The organism is Burkholderia sp. Bp9012 (assembly GCF_003853825.1).
Classification (GTDB): domain Bacteria; phylum Pseudomonadota; class Gammaproteobacteria; order Burkholderiales; family Burkholderiaceae; genus Burkholderia; species Burkholderia diffusa.
In genome coordinates, this window is record NZ_QTQA01000014.1 from 115,997 (window position 1) to 138,175 (window position 22,179).

Sequence of the window (22,179 nt, forward strand, 5' to 3'; positions counted from 1 at the left end):
TCGATGCATGCTCCATCACGTCTGTCTCCTGTCGGGCGACGCGCAGGCGCGCCCTTTGGCGCCGGTTGCCGGAACCGGATGATTAGGTCGGTGACTGCAAATGCTGGCAGGAATTTAGCACGGTCGTTCTAAAACAACAATGGCGAGTCACCCCGACGGTGAATCGAGGCGATGGCGGCATGGGAAGGTCGGTCGATGCGGGGCTGTCCCGGCAATTGATGCGAGTCAGAAGCGTAAGCCCCCGTTCGGTGGCAATCTCGACCAGACGGGCATACGCAACATCGGGCTTGCGACGTGTACGTGTCGGAGAAGTACCTTGACTCATTGTCTTCAGAACTGGGCAGTCACCTGAAAACCAAGCGTCACTCGCGCGATCGGAAAGCCCGACGGCTTGTAGACAGGCGTACCGGCGAAGAGATCGTCCGCATATCCGCCGTGGTGACCGTCAGATCGTGACCGTCGATCAGGCCGACGTTGTTGGTCGCCGCAATCGTTGCCATCTTCGCCATCTTCTATATTTCGCCCCTTCTCGAAAAAATACGAGACAACACGCGACAGCACCATACGAAATAAATTACAAATAATGGACCGCCAAAGTAAATCAACACCATGTCTTCATTCAACTCAAATAAATGCCGAATCAACTCCGAGATCAAAAATGTCCAAAATACACCAGTCCCAAAGGCAATCAATACAGTCGCGAGCCAGTGGCAAATTTTTCCGAAAACGCTTTCATTCATGGACGACTAGACTCGATCTCTTTAGGTACATCACTGTAAACCGCAACTCCACTTGCCCCAACCCCGGACAGCATCAATGACAAATTTACTCCCGGACAGGGCATTTTTGCGAGTGGAAGCAGCTTAACGTTGTTGTACGCGGGAACCAGCGTATGCCGAAGATGCGCGATCGATAGCGGCTCAGTAGCGACGCATCGCAACCATTCGGTGCGGGCAGCGCGAACAACTTCCAAGAGTTCATCGCGCGAAACCGGCCGGCCGCTTCGCCACGCCGAGTTCGGGGGCAAATCGACGCGGCGGGTCTTGGGCCCACGCCGCCGAGAATTTGCCGGCCAGTGGCTCGCCAAGCGAAACGGGAATGCCGTCGACGTCGAAAAATAACGCTGCCGGCGACAACGCGGAAACTGGCGGGAGCGGACGGTTCGGCATATTGCGCACATCGCTTTCAACTAATACTCAAGATCAGGAGTGGTCATCCTTTTCGTATGTTCTCTTTGCTTTACGCCAAGCCGAGCCGCCAAATGGTTTGATTTTTAGCATATGTGCCTGACTTGCAAACCCGCCGATAAGCGCCAGACCAGATCCTATGAGGGCAACCGCTCCGCCGAAGATCGTAGGGGGAATAAATTTGAACGCACAGAACATCAACGCAAACCCCACGACAATGAATGCCAATCTCACCCAATCAGGAAAATTCCCATCTTCTGTAATTTTAATTTTTCGCACCCTTGCCTCCATTGGTAGCGATGCTATTTGACACAGCTTGCCAATATGAGCTCATCCAAATTTGGACTTTTGCCACGCCATGATCATTATTGAACGTGTTTCCAATCCCATCAACGACAAACCCAAGGCTTATCCTTGGCGACGAACACCGCCTAATTCATATCTAAGATACTCCTCCAATTTAGCAAAATCATCGTAGGCAATCGGCCCAAATTCAGGCTCAGTCTCGGCCAAATACTGACCGGCAGTCATATCGAAATTTTAGCCAGCGAGCTAGCCTCTTGAATTCGCCGAGGACAAATCATCCAATTAATTCCAGGCAAGCCTTCTCGCTGGTGCGCGACCATCACCCACTTGACCTTACCTTTATAGCTATCTATTGCCGCCTGAAGCTTATCGACTACACCAGACTCATCCGCAACAAATCTGAAGCTCACATACGGGGGGATGTAGAGCAATCCACCGTCTTGCGAATCCCATTGGAAAATTGGACAGGGTATCTTTTTTGAAATTTCCTCCACTCTAGCTTGCCCAATTCCTCAATAAAATTAAGCAACCTCCCTTCCTCATCTAAAATTTCAGCGCCCTTCATTTCAACCTCTTCGGCGAGCCGGAAACATTTACATTACCCGGATTTGCTTTGTTAATCGACTGCAACTAATCCCCCTTCGTAATTGGATCGTGGCAGCATTGATCAAGTCCGACTGGTTGTTCAGCACGTGCTGCAAATCTGGCGTCTTGCTGACCGTCCCATTCAGATTCGACGTCTCACGATTGAACGTCTCCACGTCCGGCTTCAGGATCGCCTGATCCGTGATCGTGATGGTGTCTGCGCGGACCGCGCTCTTCGCGGGTCGCGCTACTGCTGTCGCTCTCGCTCACATACATTGGCTTACCGCCACCCGTATAGATTGAAACCCGCGCTTCGACTGATGGATCAAATAATCGCGTTCGCCAAATATTCGAGCATATTCAGCACGGCCACGATAAGAATTTCCTCAAGCAGATTATGGAAATGATAGTTATTTTAGCCAGAATGCATTGAACTCTATCCAACTACGCTACTCGCATAACCTCGCCACAGTGGTCATGACTTGAACCAAGGTCCGAACTTCTCCGGGTCATCACTCAACAGTCCTGCCTTGCGCAGCGGCTTTGGCAGGTACCCCGCAAAAACGAAGAACAAGATAATGAATAACGGTAACCCAATTGAAAGTAACGCTATAGTGTCATCCATTTTGAATGCAATGCGGCAAAGTCCGGATACAAGGAACGACCAACAGCCAGCACCGACTGAAGATGCGAGGCATACGGTGAGAAAAATTTGGGACGTTGCATATAATCTACGCCAGTTCACTTTTCACCTCCACCTCGAATGTCGTTGACAACGGCTACACCCTTCGAGCCAACGCCGCAAAGCAAAAATCCCAGCGTCGTACCATATGGCCACGGTTGCTTAAGAAAAGGAAGTAAATTTACATTATTAATGCGCGGATCGATTACGCCAAACATAGAAACCGGTCGGCTCAATCCATCAGCAACGCCCACGTTCAAAGGTACCGGAGCCTTCAAGGTGAGAATGGCCATTCCAAAATTAATTCCGTCATACACGGCACTTCCCCATTGTGGAGAAAGTTGGTTAAACCCCCAAACGCAACGGGTTATCTCCCGGCTCGCTGATTCCGTTGTACCGATTATACAAGCCGCCACCGCCTTCTATGACTTCACTCAATCCAAACGTGGTCATCCAGCCACCGACGGCACATCCAATACCACTCGTACACAGTGCTTCTCCAGTTTTCGCCGCCATTCCACCAAGGGCGATTTTGGTCGCATCTTTTGCACACCCACCAGATCGTTCTTGATGGCGTTGTCGCTTTACTGCAGAAAAGTATATTCGAATAGGCCCGAACTCTTCTGTTGGCCAACTCAATCGAACTCTTTGGTAAGCGACGCCGCTTTAAACTCGCTCACAAAATTCTTGTTTCGGTCATCGCTACCCGTCGCACATTCCGCCCAGCGTTTTACGGCATAACAAGCGGCCCGTTTCAGCCGCTGCTCTTCGTCCTTGTTGCCGTTCGCCATGTCGTGGATGGTATTGTTTTAGTCCTGATTCAATTGCCGATTGAACCGATCAGCGCATTCTCCGGCGACAGAAATCCTCGGCTCCGGCATTGAATTCCATGCTTACAGAAAAGACAGGCCTCCCCACCCTATCCGATTCCTGTGCATCAGATTTTTCAGCAAAAGACGCCTTCATTCCACTCTTGCACATCACATATGCACCACCATCCCTCCCCAAAAACACCCACCCCCTTTTTTCTAGAGAATCTTTGAGAAATTTTTCTTTCTCCTCACCGAAATTCGATGCATCCACATCATAAAGCGCAAGAGCCGACCCCGTTTTTGCACTTTCACGCCGAGATAAAATGGTTGAACTATCAAAAAGATAACTCAAATCCGAAGTCATAATTTCCAATTTCGTTTTCGCAGTGGAAATTGTCGGAGTCCGGGAAATAACCCAAACCCCCAGTACCACCCAAATTAGGAAAAAAATTACTTCCTTTGCCGACAACTTCTTCATGTCTCTGCTCGATCATTTCACGAATGGATTGGGGATCTGACTGGAATAACCATCCGCAGCGTTCCCATTCAAGTTGGGAGCCTTTGTGAAACCAACGAAACCAACTCCGAACTCGAACGCAGTGGATCCCCGACGGCAGATCTGCACAAGACCTCGCCTCCGCGGCCATCGAGACAAATTACTCCCCAAACGCCGCCTTCGTTTCCATCGATTAAAACGACACCTCGTCAACACTGATGAACACCCAACATCAGTCAAAATATCTTAATGTACGTCACAATCTGGTTTGGGTTAACTGACAAATCACAAGAATCGTTAGCAGCAACCTCCACCCCGCTCAAATTATCCGAGTAGAAGACCTCGTCAGCATCGTCAAATTCGATCGACCCAAACTCGAGTAATCCGGCCACTTTTTCACCGAGACCAACATTATTCAAGATGCGCCCTTTATACGCGTATCCGACTGAACCAGAAATAGACTCAACTATAATGCTATCGAGCGCGTCTTGCTTAAAAATAAGTCGAGCAAGCATATTCTGCCAGTCGCATTCGACAGTATTCATATCAGCAGCACGAAAGAATATAACTCCTGGCCGAAGACAATCGATCAATAATCGAGGGGAAATTCGGAACTGAGTCACCTTTTGGTGATTCTCACCATCGCACCCTATGAGGTTCCGTACAGCATCGATTGATAGACCAAGATGGAGCCCTAGCATTGCTCGGCCTGGCTCAATCGGTGCCTCCCAGTCAATCCCATCATTCATTAGTGACTCCACCTCTTACCTACCGGATCATAAGTAATTTTCTTCCCCGCCTGATCATAAAACGTTGTGTTGGTCTACGTCGTGTGCTTATCGAAATTTCAACAAGCAACCGCCAGCTGAACTGGTCCCCACATAGCGCCAGAACTAGGGCCGTCGATTAGGCGCCCCAAAACTCCTGATTTTACTAAAAACGCCGTCATTTAAACCATGGCCCAAATCTTTCCGGGTTATCGCTCAACATCCCAGCAGTTCGAAGTGGCTTCTGTAGATATTTTAAAAATATTGGCAATTGAATAAAAAACACTGAAATTCCAATCAAAAATACCGACACATCGTCACTTAAATTCAACACCAATCTACAAATTCCAACCACCACGACCGTGTTGCAGCCGGCCGTAAACGCAGATGCAAGCAATAAAACAAACCAGATTTGAAACGTTGCATATGCTCGCCGCCAATTCACTGGTGTCCTCCGGTATTTTTAACATCGTTAAACAACGTGAGGCCTTTCGCGCCGACCCCGAACAACAAGAATCCTTGAGTCGTCCCATATGGCCACGGCTGCTTAATAAACGGAAGCAAATTTACATTGTCAATCTTAGGCACAGTGACTCCGAACATTGATACAGGTCGATTCAAGCCATCAGCCACGCCCATATTGAGAGGCACGGGTGCGCGCAAGGTAAGAATTGCTGCACCCAAATTCAATCCATCGTATGCAATATTGCCCCATCCCGATGGAAGAACCTGATTAAATCCCCACCGCAGCGGATTTTCTCCAGGTGCATTAATTCCATTATATCGATTATACAATCCAATACCGCCCTCCACGACTTCACTCAGCCCGAAGGTGGTCATCCAGCCACCGGCAACACATCCAATACCACTCGTACACAGTGCGGCTCCAGTTTTTGCCGTCATTCCACCAAGGGCGATTTTGGTCGCATCTTTTGCCACACCCACCGGATCGTTCTTGATGGCGTCGCCGCTTTTCTGCAGAAAATTATATTCGAATAGGCCCGAACTCTTCTGTTGGCTCACCCAGTCCAATTCTTTGGTAAGCGACGCCGCTTCAACCTCGCTAACAAAGTTCTTGTTTCGGTCATCGCTACCTACGGCATATTCCGCCCAGCATTTGACGGCATAACAAGCGGCCCGTGTCAGCCGCTTCTCTTCGTCCTTGTCGCCATTCGCCTTGTCGTGGATCGCCTTCTTCTCGTCCTGATTTAATTGTCGATTGAACCGATCAGTACTGGCCCCAGTCAACGCCCCAGTCCCACCACCGACCATCACACCGGCTCCGCCTGCCAGCACATTCGATGTCAAATTTCCCAGTAGCTCATCGACGTTCGCGTTACCAGTCGGTCCCGCATCCTTGATCGACTGCGCAATCTCACTCAGTTGCGGAGCAAGCTTGGCTGACACACCCGCACCCGCAGCGCCACCAACCGCGCCCAACCCACCGCCGGTCAACCCGCCCGTCAACGCACCGCCGGCAATGTGCAGCGCAACACGATTTTCACCACCCTCGGCCCAACTGTTGGCCTCCTGCTGGTACTGTGCCTTGAGCGTCGGATCGGTCGCGTTGTTCGCGTTCGTCTGTGCCTCCTCCCGCTTCTTATCGGCGTAGCTCCCAATCTGCTTCGCAATCGTCTCCGCCGCCGCCTGCGCCGCCCCGATCACATCCGACTGATTGCTCAACACCTGCTGCAAATCCGGCGTCTTGGTGACCGTCCCGTTCAGATTCGACGTGTCGCGATTGACCGTCACCACGTCCTGCTTCTGGTTCGCCTGATCCGTAATCGTGATGGTACCGGCACTGATCGCGCTCTTCGTGCTCGCGCTGCTGCCGTCGCTTTCGCTCACATACAGCGGTAACGCACCGCCCGTGTTCTTGCCCGACGTCTGGCCGTGCGTCGCGTAGTTGCTGCCCCCATCACCCACACCACCACCAGCACTGATCCCGAAGCTACTCGCGTTATAGCTCGAGCTATTCTGAATATCCGAGAACGACAACGTCCCGGTCGTCAGCTGATTCTTGTCCGGCGTCGCCGTGCTCGCGATATACGCCCCCTTCAGCTCCGTATTGCCCTTCACGTTGATGTCGAAACCACCGTCCCCGGCTTGAATACCCGCCTGCTCGTTCACGCCGGCATAGTTACCGCTCGCATGGCCGTTCTGCATGCTGACGCTGGCGCTCGCACCGCCCTGGCTGATGCTGAACCCGCCGCCCGAACTGCTCTGGTGGGCCTCGCTACGGCTCGTATCCTGCACCGACGCGAGATTGAAGTTGCCGCCCACGTCCGCGATCACCTTGTTCGCATTGACATTCGCACCGACGATATTGGTGTCACCGCCGCTGATGATCGTCGCGGTGTTGCTCGCGTTGATGTGTGTATTGTTCTGCGTCGCCGCATCCGAATTCGCATCGCCGTGCGCGCGCGACATCGACGCCGAGACACCGAATCCGCCAGTGCCATACGACACGCCCACACTCGCGCTCTTCGACTCGTTCGTGCTGCGCGTGCTGTCGGTATCCGTGCTGTTGACCAGATTGATCTTGTTCGTCGCCTGCAGCAGCACGTCCTTCGCGTTCAAGTTCGATCCCTGAATCGTCACGTTCCCTTGGCCCGAGTTCTTGTCACCCGTCGCGACGAATGCCGCCGTGCCGCCCGACTTCACGCTGCTGCCGTTGTTCTGCCTGCCGTCCTCGGTGAACGTCGTCTTGCTGTGTGAAGAACCGAAACTCAACTCCACCTTCGCCTCGACCTTGCCCTTCGGATCGTTCAGCGCCTTGGTCATATTGCCGGTCGCGCCGACCAGATCAGCCATGCCGCCGGCCGCGGCAATCGCATGCAGCGCTGCCGCCCGTCCGTCCTGACTACCGCCCGCGCCCTGCGCCTGCTGATTCACGTTCTGGATCGCATCGATGACAGGCGACTTCACTGCCAGCGTGAAACCCGAACTCTTCACCTCGTGGGTTTCTTCGTGATGGCGATCCGTCTGCGACGCATCGATCGTCACTTCCTTCGCGATGCCCGTCACGTCCTTGCTCGCGACAATGTCGGAGCCCGTCACGTGGAGTTTGTTGCCCGCTACCATCGACACGCTGCCGTCGGTGCTGCCGATCAGGCTGCCCTGCGAACTCTTCACCGTGTCGCGGCTGGTATCGATGGTCTGGTTCGTACCGTACGAAATCCCGGCGCCCGCGCTGCCGAGGCCCGACTTCTTCACGTCCTTGTAGTGATATTCGCTCGACGCCGTGTCCGCCGTCGTCACCGTCAGATCGTGACCGGCCGTCAGGCTGACGTCGTTAGTCGCCGCAATCGTTGCCGCCTTTGCCGTCAGGTCATTGCCTGCTTGCACCGAGACACTGTTACCCGACAACGTCGTGCCCACCGCATTGGTGTAACTGCTCGAATCGATCGTGTGCGTCGATTTCGACGACAGGAAGCCGTTTTCCTTGTGATAGTGCTGGTCGTTCGCGCTCGCGCTCTGTTCACCGGCATTCAGATTCACATCGTGCCCGGCGCTGATGCCAATCGCACCCTGCGCATTCGCATAAGCGGCAGTCGCATTCACGTCATGGCCCGCCGCAATCGCCAGATTGCCGCCCGTCGCGATCTGCGTGCCCGTATCGCTCGACGCCGAGTGTTCGGCGTGATTGCGTGCGTCCCACTTCACCGCATCCTGGCTGCTCTGACGAACCGCATTCAGATTGACGTCGTTGTTCGCGGCCAGCACTGCATCGCCGGTCGTCGCAATTACAGCCGCGTTGGCGTTCAGGTCTCGACCAGCAGCAGCCTGAAGCGTACCCGCATTGACCGTCGATACACGGTCGATGCCGGTCGCGCTGCCATTCGCCGCCTTCGCCGAACTGGTCGTGCTCGTCAGGTTGAGGTCGCGGCCAGCCGACAGCGCTACGGTATTGCCTTGAATCAACCCGCCGAGATTATTGAGGTCCTCGTTCGCACTGGCGAGCACAGTGCCACCCGACACCGTGCCGCTGTTGTCGATCGAATCGGCATGAATGATCGTGACGTTGCGGCTAGCGATCGTGCCCGAGTTCTTGTACGCGCCGTCGGCATCGACCGTGACGTTCTTGCCGGAGATGATCGTGCCTTCGCCTGTCACGTCCGCCGCGTTCGCGTGCAGATACACCTGCGGCACCAACACCGTCTGCTGACTACCGTTCGGCAATGTCACCGTCTGATTCACAAGCCACACGATGTCGCTCGTCAGTGCGGCCATTTGCGCGTCGGTCAGCGCCGTGCCGACATTCAGCCCGAACTGCTGCGACGCCTTCACGCCATTGGCCATCAGCGCTTCGTATTCGCTCTGATTGTCCGTATAGTCGCCAATGAAACGCTGGCCGGTCGTCTGAATGATCTGTTGCTGAATCAGTTGCTGCTCGTAGAAGCCATCGCCGATGCGCTTGAGGACCATATTGGGGTCGACCTTGAGCGCATCCAGCATCGTGTCGCTGGACAACCACTTCTTGTAATCGGTAAAGCGCGGGTCTGTCTCGATCAGGAAGTGGCTGCCCGGGTCGCTCGCCACCTGATATAGCGCGTTATTGGGCAAACGCGTGTTCGGCGTGACCGTGCGCACGACTACATCGCCGACATTGGCCTTCACGGCCGATACGGTCCCGACGCCGACGCCCGACACACCCGAGCCGACCAGCACTTGCCCGCCAACGTCCTTGCCCGCTACTGGCGTCACGCCGGTACCGCTCGCACCTTGCGCAGCGGACGTCGCCGCCGCCACGCTCTTGACCGGATTGGACGGTTTGTCCGGATCGGTCAGCACGACCGGCAGATCGATCGTTTGTGACGGAATAGCCGGCGAGTAGTTGGTCGTCGAGGTCGCGCGTTCGTCACCGCTGAAGGCGCCGCCGGACTGGACCCATGTATAGATCGCCTTGCCCGAGCCCGTGAACGTTTCAGTACCGGTCGCACCGATGTTCTGCACGTTCATCGGATTGTTGCCGTCACCGGCCACAATCTGGCTCTTGTCGTTGACGCCGGAGGGCGTGTTGATCGTGATATGACGGCCAGCGGTGATCGTGCCGGGTTGCGACGCCGTTACCACGTCCTTGGTCGATTTCACGTCGACCGTGTAGACGGTGTAGGTCTGTACAAGCCGGCTCCGGACGTCCGCGTTATAGCCGACCAGCACCTGATCCAGCTTCTGGTAAGCGGCGACCGTGGCGTTGTACCACTGCTGGAACGGGGCGCATGCTGCATTCGTTGACGTCAGGCACGAAGGGCTCGGCCAACCGAAGGGATCCGGTTTTGCCCCCGTTACGTCAGCTTCAGTGGGGGGCTTGATGGCAAACCAGTCACTACCGACGTTGCTTCTACCGGCAAACGAACCTGCAATCGCCGACATCCAGAACGGTCCGGATGTGGTCCATGCCGGATTTGCGTCGGGCGGCGGCGTCACACCAAAAGTCGTCCAGATGTCAGCCGGCACAGTTCGATACGCGCCAGTCTGAGACGCCCAAGCTCCCGTACCGAAATTGCTTGCTGGATACGCCGTGTTATCGATCTTGCCCGCTACCCCGTTCATCGTGTACTTCGCGTACTCGGAAAATGGATATTTCGTCGACGGCAGCAGAATGAATTTCTGGTCGTCGTCCAGCGCCCACTGGTAATCCGTGCCCGGATGGATTTCCTGGCTGTTCTTCTGGTACAGGTAAACAGTCGACGGGTCGATCTTTTCGGTCGAACCCGGCACCTGGTACCACAACTGGTTGCCGCTGTCGGTCGTGACCGTCGAGGTCTGGAAGTTCGAATTCAGGTTCTCGAACCGGTTTGCGCTGATCGTGATGTCGCGACCGGCGTCGATTTGCGCGCCGTTGTTCGTCACAGTCTGCGCAGCACCGGTTGCCTGATGGTTCGCGTCCAGCGCGCCGCCAACACGAATGTCGTTGCTCGCGTAAATCAGCGCGTTGTTCTGGTTCTTGAGCGTCTGCGCCCCAATGTCGAGATCCCCGCGAGAAGCGATCACGCCACCGAAACCCTGGGTATTCCGGTCATTGACAACCGTGTTCGCGCCCACCGCGACCGTGTCGCCGTAAATCCGGCCACCGGCATTCGTGATCGTGTCACCTGCCGTCACCGTCGTTGTGCCACCATCGATCAGGCCTTCGTTCGTCATCGACTGGTTCGCGTGAACGTTGGTCGCGTTGCCACCGAAAATCTCGCCCGTCGCACGGTTCTGGATCGAATTGGCGCTCACATTGGCAACATTGCCGGCCGACAGTGTGCCGCTGTTGTCGAGCGTGCGGCCGGCCGTGGTCGTCAGATCGTGACCCGCTACGATCTGGCCGGTGTTGGTCAGATCGCCTTGCGTCGTTACGTTGACGTCGCCCGCCGATTGGAGCTTGCCGTCGTTGTTCAGCGTACCGGTCGAGACCGTCAGTTGCTGACCACCATTGATGTCGCCCTGGCTGTTGACCAGTGCATTCGCTGCCGTCAACGTTGCCGAGCCTTTCGACTGGATGCTGCCCGACGTGTTGTCGATGATCGGTGCAGTGAGCTTCGCATCCTTGTCCGCTCGAATCGATCCGGACGTATTGTCGATCGCCTGGTTGGCGTCAAGGGTAACGCTTGCGCCTTCCATTCCTGCAGTCAATCCCGGCACGCCTGCGGTCGTCGGCAGCGTTGAATGGGCAGTCTGCGCGTTGCGGACCGTATCGCCTGTCACCGACAGCATGCCGCTCGCATGCATGGCCCCGCGCGTGTTGTCGACCGTCGTACCGGACACCGTTACATCGCTGTTGCCGCCGATCTGGCCGGCCACGTTCGACACCGTCCCGGCGCTTCGCACGTTCAACACGCCGTTCGCCACGAGCGAACCCGCATCGTTCGTCACGGATGCGGCGTCGACGGTTGCCGCACCGCTCGACGAAATCGCACCACCTGCGTTGCTCAGCGCCCCCGTTGTCAGCGTGACGCTTTTACCGAGAACCTGACCACCCGTGGATTGCCCTGCCAATACGCCGTTGTCGAACGTCTGGCCGTGCGTATCGATGTCAACCGCTCCCGTTGCCTGCACCAACCCCGACCGGTTATCGAACGCCCCCGATCGACTCGTCAGCGATTGGCTTGCCGCCACGTTGCCGAGCGTGTTGTCGATCGCCCCCGGCCCGGACGCGAGCGTGACGTTCGCCCCCGTGATCGTACCGCCCGAGTTCACCAGGCCCGAATTGGTGAGGGTCGTGTCACCCGACGCCAGCAGCTTGCCCCCTGCATTGTCCGTCGTACCGGATGTCGCCACCGACAATGCACCGGAGACGGAGCCGATGGTGCCACCGCGGTTCGTAACGGTCTGCGCGGCCACGGTCGTGTCGTGTGTCGTCGCGATCGTGCCGCCTGCATTCGTCAATGCGCCTGCAACGTTGAGCTTCGCTGCATCCGCGGAGATCATGCCTTGCGAATTGTCGAACGCACCGGCCTGCGTGTTCAGCGCACCAGCAGCAGTAATCTTGCCCTGGGTATTGTCCAGTGCCTGCGAGACGGTCAGCGTTATGTCGCCGGTGGACGCGCCGATCTGGCCTGCACGGTTGCTCAGCGTCGAGGCTGTCGCCGACAGCCCGGTCGCCCCCACCAGCTTGCCGCCATCGTTCGACACCGTGCGCGTTGCGGTCAACGACAACGCATCCGACGATGACCCAATCTGGCCGCCCGCATTGACGAGATCCCCCGTCTGGATTTGTGCACCGCGCACGGCCGTCATACTGCCGTTCGAGTTGTCGATCGTGTCGCTTGCAACGACGAGCGCATTGGCCGAACTCACCGCACCGCCGGTGTTCGTCAGAGACTTCGTCACACGCAGCGTCGTGTCGCCGGCGGCCGATCCGATCGCGCCTGCCGCATTGCCAACGCTGTTTGCCATCACCGACAGACCATTGCCACCGACTATCGCGCCGGACTGATTCGAGACGGTGCCTGTCGCCGTCACGGTCAGCATATCGGTGGTGCCGATCTTGCCGCCCGTATTGACGATATCGGTCGCCGTGATCTGTGCGGCGTGTGCGCTAACCGCTCCAGCCGAGTTGTCGAGATGAGTCGTGTGAATCGACAGATCGTTACCGGACGCAACCTTGCCGTTTGCGTTGTTCAGCGATTGCGTGACGTCGAGCGAGGTATTGCCCGCCACGGAGCCGATCTGGCCCTGTGCGTTGGAAACCTCATTCGCCGTCAGCGTGAGACCATTTCCGCCTGCGATCTTCCCGTTGGCGTTCGAGACGTTCCCTGTCGCCGTCAATGTCAACGCGCCCGTCGACGTGCCGATCTCGCCCGCCACGTTCGTGAGGTCGGTTGCAGCGATCTGCGCTGTGCGCGCAGTCATTTGCCCCTGCGTATTGTCAAGCGCGATAGCCGAGTTTAGGAACAGCGCGTCCGCCGCCAACGTCCCGGACCGGTTCGAAACCGATTGCGCGGCCACGTTCGCGAGGCTGTGCGAACTGATGGTGCCGGAATTGTTGATCAGTTGTCCCGCACTCAACGTCACGTTCTGTCCGCTCATCGTGCCGGCGACATTCGACAACGTGCCATTCGTCGTGACGTTGACCGCGCTGGCCGCGTTCACGGTTCCCTGATCGAGCGTAACGTCGTTTGCGAACAGATTGACGTTATCGCCCGCTGCCAGCGTGCCGCTGCTCGTCACATTCGCGGCGCGTGCCGTGACGGAGCCACCGCCAACGAGATTGCCTGCGGAATCCACACCCGCGTATGCCTGCCCGCTGTTGTTGAACGATGTGGCGGCTGTGAGGTTCGTGTTGCCGCCCGACGAAATCGTTCCGGCGTTCGACAGTGCCTGGGACGCGTTCAGATAGGTGGCCTGCGTACTGACAATCGTGCCTTGCTGGGCGACGTGGGCGCCATCGATCCGAGTGTTCGCGGCCGACTGAATACGCGCCGTCGGCGCGATCGTCACATCGCCGTTGTTCGACACTTGAATATCGCCAGTCAGTGAAGTGACGGAACCGGCGTCTCGCACACCCACGCCGGCCTCCGTCCCGATCATCCGGACGCTATTGGCAAACATGCTTCCCAACGCTTGCACGTCGATCGCGACGCCCGGCGCGGCACCGGTACCGGTCTGTGCCTGCGCGGTGTTGCTCGCATAGTCGACCCGGTTCGCCCCCGCCACTGCGTTGATCGAATCCGCCCACAGCTGGCCGTTGATCGTCATCGCGCGAGCGATCAGGTCGATCGCACTGCCATGCGCATCGAGCCCGGCACCGGCAATGCCGATCTGCCCCTGCGTCACGTTGAAACCTGCCAACGTGCCGTCCGGATTGAAAGTCGGCATGCCCGTCGTCAGCGTGACACGCGGAACATTCAGAAAGCCGCAACCGGCACAGGTGATGCCGGCCGGGTTGGCGATCACGAGATTCGCGCGATTGCCCGCGATCTCGGTCGGCCCGAGCAATTGACTGGGGTTACCCGACGTGACCTGGTTGACGATCACACGCGCAGCGTTGTTGCCGAGGAATGGATTGCCTTGAACCCAGCCGGCGAGCTGCGTCTGCGAATTCTGGCCACTGTTGACCAGCACTGCTCCCTTCGTCCCGACGTTGTACTGCGTAAAGTTGTTCAGCGAGACGCCGTTCTTCGGTGCAGTAATGTTGACGAGTGGTACGCCCGATGCCGACACCCCGACGACCGGATGAGTCGGACCGCTTCGATCGGGCGTGATCGGCAACGTTGCCTGCGCCTCGGCAACGAGCGGCTGCATGCCGAACGTACAGAGTGCGGCAAACGCGGTTGCGCGTGCCGCAAACCAGATCGAGATTCCGGAATCCACCGACATAGGTCGAGTGGCTGGCCGCACGCGAGCGCGTTCACCGCCCCCGTGCGCCGATGCGTATTCGTCAACCGCTACCAGCATGCCGCGAACGGCACTGAAGACCAAACGAAAGATTCCGGAATTCATGATCGTTTTATTCTTGAATGCATGTCAGGCCGGCCTTCCACGCATCGCGTGAATGACCGGCCCCTACTCACGTTACTTGCAGCTCAGTGCCACCAGACCGTTGATGTTGCCCGTCGTCGCGGCCGGGATGCCGTACGACACCACCAGATACGGTTGCTTCGCGTCCGGGCCCATGACCGTACTCATCAGCGTCGATTTGGTTTTCGAGCTCAGCTCCGTCAGACCAATCGCAGAGCTTCCGACGAACGACTGGTTCTGGTCGCTGCCGATCGAGTACTGCAGATTCAGCGTGTAGTTGATGGTCGGATTACCAAAGGTATCGGTACCGCTCGTCAGCGTCGCCGTGGCGCCATTCAGCGAACCCGGCGCCGTATTGCCGTCCGTCGACGTCGGACGCGTTGCGAAGGCCAGCGAGCATTGCATTTGCACGGGCGACGTCGTGTCGATCGCAACCGGCACACCGATTGCCCATACTTGCCCCTGGTTGGCGTTGTACGTCGCGCCTGCCGAATCGGCGCCATCCGCCCAGCGACCGATTGCGATGTCGCCATTGCCGGCGATGTCCGTCACGATGCCTTTGGTCAGGGTCTTGATCGTGCCCGAGGAGTCGTACGGAATCGCGACATAGGCACCCGGCGCCTGCTCCTTGAGCGACGCGGTCGGCTGGGACAGGGCTCTGAGCGTGTAATTCCCGTTCGGCATCTGTCCACCGTTCCACGATGCAGGCGGCATCAGAATGCGGACTGTCGAAACCTGGCTCGAGATCGATTGGGATTGCCCTTCCACGCGAATCCCCGTCGAGGACGACGCACTACCCGACGGCGCTCCGTTCGACGACGCGCCACTCGATGCCGCGCTGCCACCGCTATCACCGTCGTCACCACCGCCACATGCGCTCAGGCCAAGCGCTGCCACCACCGCAAACGTTGCCGTCGCCGCTTGCAAAAGCCGATGCTTCTCGTACAGGTGCTGCATAGTTCTTCCTTCTTCTGATTGACGATCAACAAGACACCGAGTCGAGATCGACACCCCGCTCGGTTCACCCCAGCTACGCTTAGAACAATGTGCTGACCTGGAACAGCAACGTCGGCGAACTCGTCTTGAAGCCCTGCGGCTTCGACAACGGGAACCCAAGCGACACGTCGTAATTCAGTGCGGCACCGAGCACGTTCTTCGGGGCGAGATTGCCGCGCACACCGACGACGGCGCCGACCAGTGTTTCGCCGAGCAGGTACTGTGCAGCGGGCCCTCGCACGCGCCCGGCATCGACGCCGGCATAGAGCGCCTGCGTACCGACAGGCGTCGGCACGTACCAGTCGAGTTCGCTGGAGACAACCCAGCCGCTCTCGGCAGCCAGCGTCAGTTGCTGATCGAAGCCGCGTACGGCGTAACGCGTGCCGATCGTGAAATAGTCGGAAGGGGTCAGTGGTGTACGTGCGTTCTGCATGTTCCAGCCGAACTGGTACGAGAACGTCTGACTGCCGATCTTGAAAGGGACTTGAGCGCTGAGGCTTGCCAGTTCGATCTGCGTCTTGCCGTCGAAGTCGGGGGCCCCGACCACCGTGCCCGAATTGCTGGACAGGCCCGGCAACGATGCGCGCCACGCGAATGAGCCGTCGAGCACCACATCGCCGATGTACTGGCGATGCGCGACACCCAGTTCGTAACCGATGATGTCGCGGTGCTGCACCGGAATATCGACACCGTCGATCGAGTTACGGCTGATCTTGTGGAACAGGTTGCCGTGAATTTCGGAACGCGCATGCGCGTTCCGATAGATCACGCCGGACAGCCCGGCCTGGAGTTGAGACTGGACACCGCTGTATTCGATCGGCTCGCCAAAACCCGCGACCGTCTGCTTGTACCGCGAGCGGCTCGCGTTCAGCGTCAGCATCGCGTAACCGATCGGCACGCTGTAGTTCGCGGAGACAGACTGGTTACCCTTCTCGGATGCGCCAATGTTTGCGTTCGTCGTGCCCGCGATCTGCAGTTGGTCGTACAAGTGAAACGGGGAATCGAACGTGAACGAGCCGGACAGCTCGTACTTGCCGGTCGAATCGAGACCCGCGTTGTCCGCGCCGATGACGGCATGCCAGCGCTTGCCGGTGCCGGGATGAAATACCAGCTCCGAGTCCCCCGGATTCACGCCGGGCGCGATGTCGAATGTCGCATCGGACTGCGACTGAAGCCGGCGCACGTTCTCGAGCCCCTGGTCGATGTCGCGCTGATTCAACAAGGCACCGGCTGATGTCGGCAATGCCGCGCGCGTCCAGCCAATCGTCGGTTTGTCGGCGCGGATGTCGCTGATACGCCCCGGAACCACGTGAAGCGTCAACGTTCCGGATTGCAGCGATTGCGTCGGCACGAGCACGCGTGACGTCACGTAGCCACGGTCGATCAATGCGTTATTGGCAGCGTCCTGAATCTGCTTGAGTGCGGTCTTGCCGACGCACTGGCCGACGACCGGTTGCAGAAAACGCGCAAGCCACGCGAACGCATTGTCTTCCAATGCGATTGCGTTGATCGGAAAGCACGGGTTATCGAGCGGCAAGCTTTCGACGCCAGTCGCCGATGCCTTCTCGCCCGTCGGTGTCAGGACTGTCGGACGAGGATTCAATTCCTTCGTCGCATCCAATTGCTGTTGTTGCAAACGCTGGATTTGCGGGCCAGACGTGATCTCGGACGGCGGAACGCCTTGCGCGAATGCAGAAACACTCGCCAACGCCGAAATCAACGCTGCCGAAGTTTCTCGTTTCTTCACTTGTTAGCGGCGTAATGATTGGTCTCTCGCGCCGCAATTTATCAAAACACTCGAAAGCAGATTGTCAGAAATTGCAATGCCGCACCAATATGCCCAGCCGTGAGCGCTCGCCCGCCGTTGCTGCACGATCCGCGATCACGGCATATTCAAATCAAATACGCGCAATCCAATCCCTCTAAAAACAAAAATTTGACACTTCGAAAAGTTTATCCAATATAAAATCGCGCATCAAAAATAGGGCAATTCTCCAAGAGACCATCAGGCAAAGGGGGTGCTACCACTCCCATATCAACTCAATAAATATCGATTTATTTCGACGGCTCGCACGTCAGCAAGGAGCGCCAGACACATCTCCGTGGAAGAGCCCTGCGAGATTTCATCGTTCTTCCGAAGATCCACAAAACCACGCCTGCTATTGAGATAGGAAAAATCAAAATCTAGCCGATTGACATTTCTCGCCGCCGTTAATCCACTGATCATCGACTAGTGGCAGTAGACGTCCGTGCGATGGCGCATGTCTCCAATTTGCAACAGGACTTTCGCCAGCGCCATGCTCGCCTCCGGAAGGCAGAATTTTTAAATCACATATCACCGTCCTGAGCCCGGCCAGCTACGGCCGCTCCGTCGAGCATTTCCTCATCGGCGCACATCGCTCAGGCGTTTCCGTGATCTCGGATCCCCTTACCTTTGTGCTGATCGGGCTGGGCCTCGCGCTCGTCGCGATGTTCGCGACGGGCTTCTACTGGCTCGCCGGCCGACATGCCCTCATCCGCCCGTCGTTCCCCCGCCGGCGCGCAGCAACAGCGTTGCGGGAGCCACGGGCGGTACAGCCGCCGCGTTCGCGGGTACAAAGACCGACGAGGTCGTCGGCTCGATCGCCGGCCAGATCGACACCGTGTTCGGTGGCCTCGCCGGCGCAGTAATCGCCGTGCTAGTCGGCAACGTCGCAGGCTGCGCCGCCGGTTCCGCTGTCGGTGGCGCAATCGATGACAACATGCTGGACACTCACCACTGTCTCGCGTGCGGCCAGCCGGTCTCACATGGATTGGTTACGATCCGGGGTGACGACAAACACCTACGTGCTGCTTACACGAGCATGCCGACAGAGGATGGGAAATTTGAAAATACCAGCTAACGCACTGATTTCACTGGCCCGCCCTACACGATTCGAACGTGTGACCTACGGCTTAGAAGGCCGTTGCTCTATCCAACTGAGCTAAGGGCGGTCGAGGGGAAAAGACACGGCCACACAAACCGGGCCGCATTTGACGCGAAAGGCTTCGAGCACAACACCACACAAACCGGACTCAAAGCCCCGAAACGAAACGGGCCCGGCATGAAGCCGAGCCCGAAATTATACCCGATCATCGCGTCATATCATGCGCGACGCGCAACCGGCTCCGCAACCGTCAAACCGGCTGCGGATGCAGCATGAACCACCCAAGGCAAAACACTCCGGCAATCACGCAATACACGCCGAACGAAGCCAGCCGCCCGCGCCCTTCGAAATAGCGCATCAAGAACCGCACGCTCAGATAAGCGGCAATCGCCGTCAGCACGCCACCGAGCAACGCGTCCGCGAGCTGGTCGCGTGCATGGAACAGCTTCGGCAGTTCCAGCACGCCCGCCGCGAAAATGATCGGCGTGCCGAGCAGGAACGAAAACTCCGCCGCCTTTTCCGCCGTCAGCCCCGCCGCGTTACCGGCAATCATCGTCAGCCCGCTGCGCGAAAAACCCGGGATCAGCGCGCCGATCTGCGCGAGGCCCACGAAGAACGCCTGCTTGAACGTCATCTTCTCGGGCGGCTGGTGTGCACGGCTGCGCTGGATCCGATCGCCGACCCACAGCAGCACGCCGTTGATGATCAGCGCGATCGCGACGATCCGCAGGTCGTGGAACACGCGCTCGATGCGCTTCTCGAGCAGCAGGCCGACGATCCCGGTCGGGATCGTGCCGATGATCAGCGCCCACATCAGGTGCCCGTCGTCGTTCTTGCGGCCGCCGAGCTGCGCGAAGAAGCCGCTGATCAGCGCGATCCAGCGTGCGCGGAAGTACCACAGCAGTGCGAGCGCGGTGCCGAGGTGCAGCGCGACGAGAAACGGCAGCAACTGCGGTGCGTGCTTGTCGATGTGCATGCCGAACAGCGCGGGCACGAGCAGCGTGTGGCCGAGACTGCTGACGGGGAAGAGTTCGGTGACGCCCTGCAGGACGCTCAGGAATATCAGAAACCAGAGACTCACGCGTCGGTCCTTTTAGTGATGATCAATCGGGTAGAAAAGCGGACGACGCATCGCGCGTCCGAAAAAACGCGCCCCGATTATGCCCAGCCAGGATTACTGCGCCAAGGCATTTGGCCGGTTATTGCGGCAATGCACACAAACGCTTGCAACTTGTAAGCGCTCAGAAAGCAAAAAGCCCGCCATTTGCATGGCGGGCCTTTCGATTCCGGCAGAAATTGCCGTCAGCGGCCGAGCTGATAGAAAAACAATACCGTGCTGCCGGTAAACATGCCGAACAGTGCGATACCCATTGCCATTGCCAGATCCATGGCCCCCTCCACGAAGTGTCATGACCCGGCAACATCACCGGTTTAACGCCATTATCCAGACCGTCGGCAGTCTGAAAAACTCGCGATTTCCCCGAGAAGGGTTTTCCCCGACCGCCTCGCGGCCCGATAATGGAGCGCACCATCGCGCACCCGTCCACCCGTTCATACCGATTCGCCATGCCGATCTTCCAGCAGCACGACATTCATGAACTTCACGCCGGCCCGTCGCTCGTCCGGGTCGCCCCGCAATTCGGCGGCCGCCTGCTGTCGTGGCACGTCGACAACGAGCCGGTCATCTTCTGGCCGGAAGCCGCCGACTGGAGCAACCTCGCGCGCGTGCGCGGCGGCAATCCCCTGCTGTTCCCGTTCCTCGGCCGCCATCGCGTCGACGGCGAACTGGGCCGCTGGCGCGATGCCGCCGGCGTGGTCCGCGACCTGCCGATGCATGGTTTCGCGCGCGACCTCCCGTTCGCGGCACAACCGTCGGCCGACGGCGCCGCGCTATCGATGACGCTCGATGCGAACGACGCACTGCGTGACAGCTACCCGTTCGATTTCCGGTTCGAGACGACCTACCGGCTCGCCGATGCCCACACGCTCGACGTCGCGCTCACCACGACCAATCGCGGCGACACGCCGCTGCCCTACTACGCGGGCCACCATTTTTACTTCGCGCTGCCGCATGGCGAGCGCGCGCAAACCACGCTCGAGCTGCCGCCGACGCGCCGCTGCATGCAGCGCGCCGACGGCTCGATCAGCCCGCTCGAGCCCGGCGAAGCATCGTACAGCCTCGGCGATCAGGACATTCTCGACCGCTTCCACTGTCTCGACGGTGCGCCGTCCGAGCCGGTGCGCATCGTGATGCCGGGCCGCCGCCGCACGATCGAGATCGCGCTCGACGTCCCGGGCTCGATCCCGTGGTACGCGGTCACGACCTGGACGGAAAAGCCGGAATCGGACTTCTACTGCGTCGAGCCGTGGCTCGGCCTGCCGGACGCGATCCACAACGGCCTCGGGCTGCGTACGCTCGCACCCGGCGCAACCGAAACGGCGGCGCTGCGGATTCGCGTGCTGCCGCTCGCCGGCTGACGTCGGCCGCACCGGCGAATCGGTGCGCGCCGGCGGCGCCCGCGGCCCGAAACTGCGGTGCTCGGGTCGAACCCGTTAAAATCGGACGTTTTGTATCGCCTGCCGCATCGCGCGCGGCGGGGTTTTGCGAGGTTCAATGTTCGGAACAACTACGAAGCGGCTCTTCGCGGCCGCCTGCGCCGCACTGCTCGTCGCGTGCGGCTCCGCACCCGTCGGCCCGGGTTACTACCGCGTCGAGCGCGGCGACACGCTCTACAAGATCGCGCGCGAGAATCGCACGTCGATGGCGAACATCGTGCGCTGGAACCAGATCACGAATCCCGACGCGATCGAGGTCGGCCAGGTGCTGCGCGTCGCGCCGCCGCCCGGCACGACGACCGCATCGACCACCGGCACCGGCAGTGCGGGCCGCAGCCGCCCCGCGCCCTCGGCGCCGGTCGAATCGGCCGTCAAGCCGGCCACCAGCATCGCGCTGATCTGGCCGGCCGCCGGCAACGTGGTGCGCAGCTTCGACGGCTCGAAATCCAAGGGCATCGATATCGCCAACGCCACGGGCACGCCGGTGCTGGCCGCCGCACCGGGCACCGTCGTCTACGCGGGCAACGGATTGCGCGGCTACGGCAATTTGATCATCCTCAAGCACAATGCCGACTACCTGACGGCCTACGCGCACAACCGCGCGCTGCTCGTGAAGGAAGGCCAGTCGGTCACGCAGGGGCAAACGATCGCGGAGATGGGCAACAGCGACAGCGATCGCGTCGCGCTGCACTTCGAGCTGCGCTACGGCGGCCGCTCGATCGATCCGGCACGCTACCTGCCGGCGCGCTGAGCACGCCACCGCCGAAGGAGGACGACACGCGATGCCGGCATGCATCGCATGTCGTCGCGAGGGAGATCGGTAAGGTTGTGTCAGCGCTTGCGCAGACGGCCGGTGAACCGGCCCGACAACGGATCGACGCGGCTGGCAAACGCCACCAGCGCACCGATTCCGAACAGGCTGAACCCCGCAGCTA

Annotated in this window: 11 protein-coding genes, 1 tRNA gene and 1 pseudogene; 2 read left to right on the forward strand and 11 right to left on the reverse strand. The window is 58.7% G+C overall.

What is annotated here, in order from left to right:
- Nucleotides 1-330: 330 nt before the first annotated feature.
- The 11 genes and pseudogenes from DIE11_RS36980 to DIE11_RS20280 all read right to left on the reverse strand — a co-directional run.
- Nucleotides 331-435: pseudogene (locus DIE11_RS36980) on the reverse strand (peptide transporter); the annotation flags it as partial.
- A gap of 767 nt (nucleotides 436-1,202) precedes the next feature.
- A complete protein-coding gene (locus DIE11_RS20235) occupies nucleotides 1,203-1,466 on the reverse strand; it encodes a hypothetical protein (RefSeq protein ID WP_124626619.1) in 264 nt (87 codons plus the stop codon).
- A 1,353-nt stretch (nucleotides 1,467-2,819) separates the two neighbouring features.
- A complete protein-coding gene (locus DIE11_RS20245) occupies nucleotides 2,820-3,053 on the reverse strand; it encodes a hypothetical protein (RefSeq protein ID WP_124626621.1) in 234 nt (77 codons plus the stop codon).
- 342 nt (nucleotides 3,054-3,395) lie between these two features.
- A complete protein-coding gene (locus tag DIE11_RS36430; protein WP_185633791.1) occupies nucleotides 3,396-3,551 on the reverse strand; it encodes a hypothetical protein in 156 nt (51 codons plus the stop codon).
- Between the two features lie 49 nt (nucleotides 3,552-3,600).
- Nucleotides 3,601-4,050, reverse strand: a complete 450-nt coding sequence (locus DIE11_RS20250) for a hypothetical protein (RefSeq protein WP_124626623.1) — start codon at nucleotides 4,048-4,050, stop codon at nucleotides 3,601-3,603.
- Between the two features lie 254 nt (nucleotides 4,051-4,304).
- The gene (locus DIE11_RS20255) at nucleotides 4,305-4,817 is read right to left on the reverse strand and encodes a hypothetical protein (RefSeq protein ID WP_124626624.1); all 513 of its coding nucleotides are present in this window, start codon (nucleotides 4,815-4,817) and stop codon (nucleotides 4,305-4,307) included.
- 459 nt (nucleotides 4,818-5,276) lie between these two features.
- Nucleotides 5,277-14,768 carry a hemagglutinin repeat-containing protein gene (locus DIE11_RS20260; protein ID WP_124626626.1) on the reverse strand — a complete coding sequence of 3,164 codons (9,492 nt, stop codon included), beginning with the start codon at nucleotides 14,766-14,768 and terminating at the stop codon, nucleotides 5,277-5,279.
- A 72-nt stretch (nucleotides 14,769-14,840) separates the two neighbouring features.
- The gene (locus DIE11_RS20265) at nucleotides 14,841-15,743 is read right to left on the reverse strand and encodes a hypothetical protein (protein WP_124626628.1); all 903 of its coding nucleotides are present in this window, start codon (nucleotides 15,741-15,743) and stop codon (nucleotides 14,841-14,843) included.
- 79 nt (nucleotides 15,744-15,822) lie between these two features.
- Nucleotides 15,823-17,319, reverse strand: coding sequence for a ShlB/FhaC/HecB family hemolysin secretion/activation protein (locus DIE11_RS20270; RefSeq protein WP_124626630.1), 1,497 nt, complete (start codon nucleotides 17,317-17,319; stop codon nucleotides 15,823-15,825).
- A 1,359-nt stretch (nucleotides 17,320-18,678) separates the two neighbouring features.
- Nucleotides 18,679-18,755 (reverse strand) — tRNA-Arg (locus DIE11_RS20275).
- Between the two features lie 183 nt (nucleotides 18,756-18,938).
- The gene (locus tag DIE11_RS20280) at nucleotides 18,939-19,769 is read right to left on the reverse strand and encodes an undecaprenyl-diphosphate phosphatase (RefSeq protein WP_059606402.1); all 831 of its coding nucleotides are present in this window, start codon (nucleotides 19,767-19,769) and stop codon (nucleotides 18,939-18,941) included.
- A 485-nt stretch (nucleotides 19,770-20,254) separates the two neighbouring features.
- On the opposite strand from DIE11_RS20280, the gene DIE11_RS20285 reads away from it, so the two are divergent.
- Nucleotides 20,255-21,166, forward strand: coding sequence for an aldose epimerase (locus tag DIE11_RS20285; RefSeq protein WP_124626632.1), 912 nt, complete (start codon nucleotides 20,255-20,257; stop codon nucleotides 21,164-21,166).
- A 136-nt stretch (nucleotides 21,167-21,302) separates the two neighbouring features.
- The gene (locus tag DIE11_RS20290; RefSeq protein ID WP_059606395.1) at nucleotides 21,303-21,995 is read left to right on the forward strand and encodes a peptidoglycan DD-metalloendopeptidase family protein; all 693 of its coding nucleotides are present in this window, start codon (nucleotides 21,303-21,305) and stop codon (nucleotides 21,993-21,995) included.
- Nucleotides 21,996-22,179 lie beyond the last annotated feature (184 nt).

Coding starts and splice junctions, on each gene's coding strand:
- DIE11_RS36430 (WP_185633791.1), bottom strand. CDS start 3,551: ATGGCGAACGGCAACAAGGACGAAGAGCAGCGGCTGAAACGGGCCGCT.
- DIE11_RS20250 (WP_124626623.1), bottom strand. CDS start 4,050: ATGAAGAAGTTGTCGGCAAAGGAAGTAATTTTTTTCCTAATTTGGGTG.
- DIE11_RS20290 (WP_059606395.1), top strand. CDS start 21,303: ATGTTCGGAACAACTACGAAGCGGCTCTTCGCGGCCGCCTGCGCCGCA.
- DIE11_RS20260 (WP_124626626.1), bottom strand. CDS start 14,768: ATGAATTCCGGAATCTTTCGTTTGGTCTTCAGTGCCGTTCGCGGCATG.
- DIE11_RS20255 (WP_124626624.1), bottom strand. CDS start 4,817: ATGAATGATGGGATTGACTGGGAGGCACCGATTGAGCCAGGCCGAGCA.
- DIE11_RS20285 (WP_124626632.1), top strand. CDS start 20,255: ATGCCGATCTTCCAGCAGCACGACATTCATGAACTTCACGCCGGCCCG.
- DIE11_RS20265 (WP_124626628.1), bottom strand. CDS start 15,743: ATGCAGCACCTGTACGAGAAGCATCGGCTTTTGCAAGCGGCGACGGCA.
- DIE11_RS20245 (WP_124626621.1), bottom strand. CDS start 3,053: ATGGCCATTCTCACCTTGAAGGCTCCGGTACCTTTGAACGTGGGCGTT.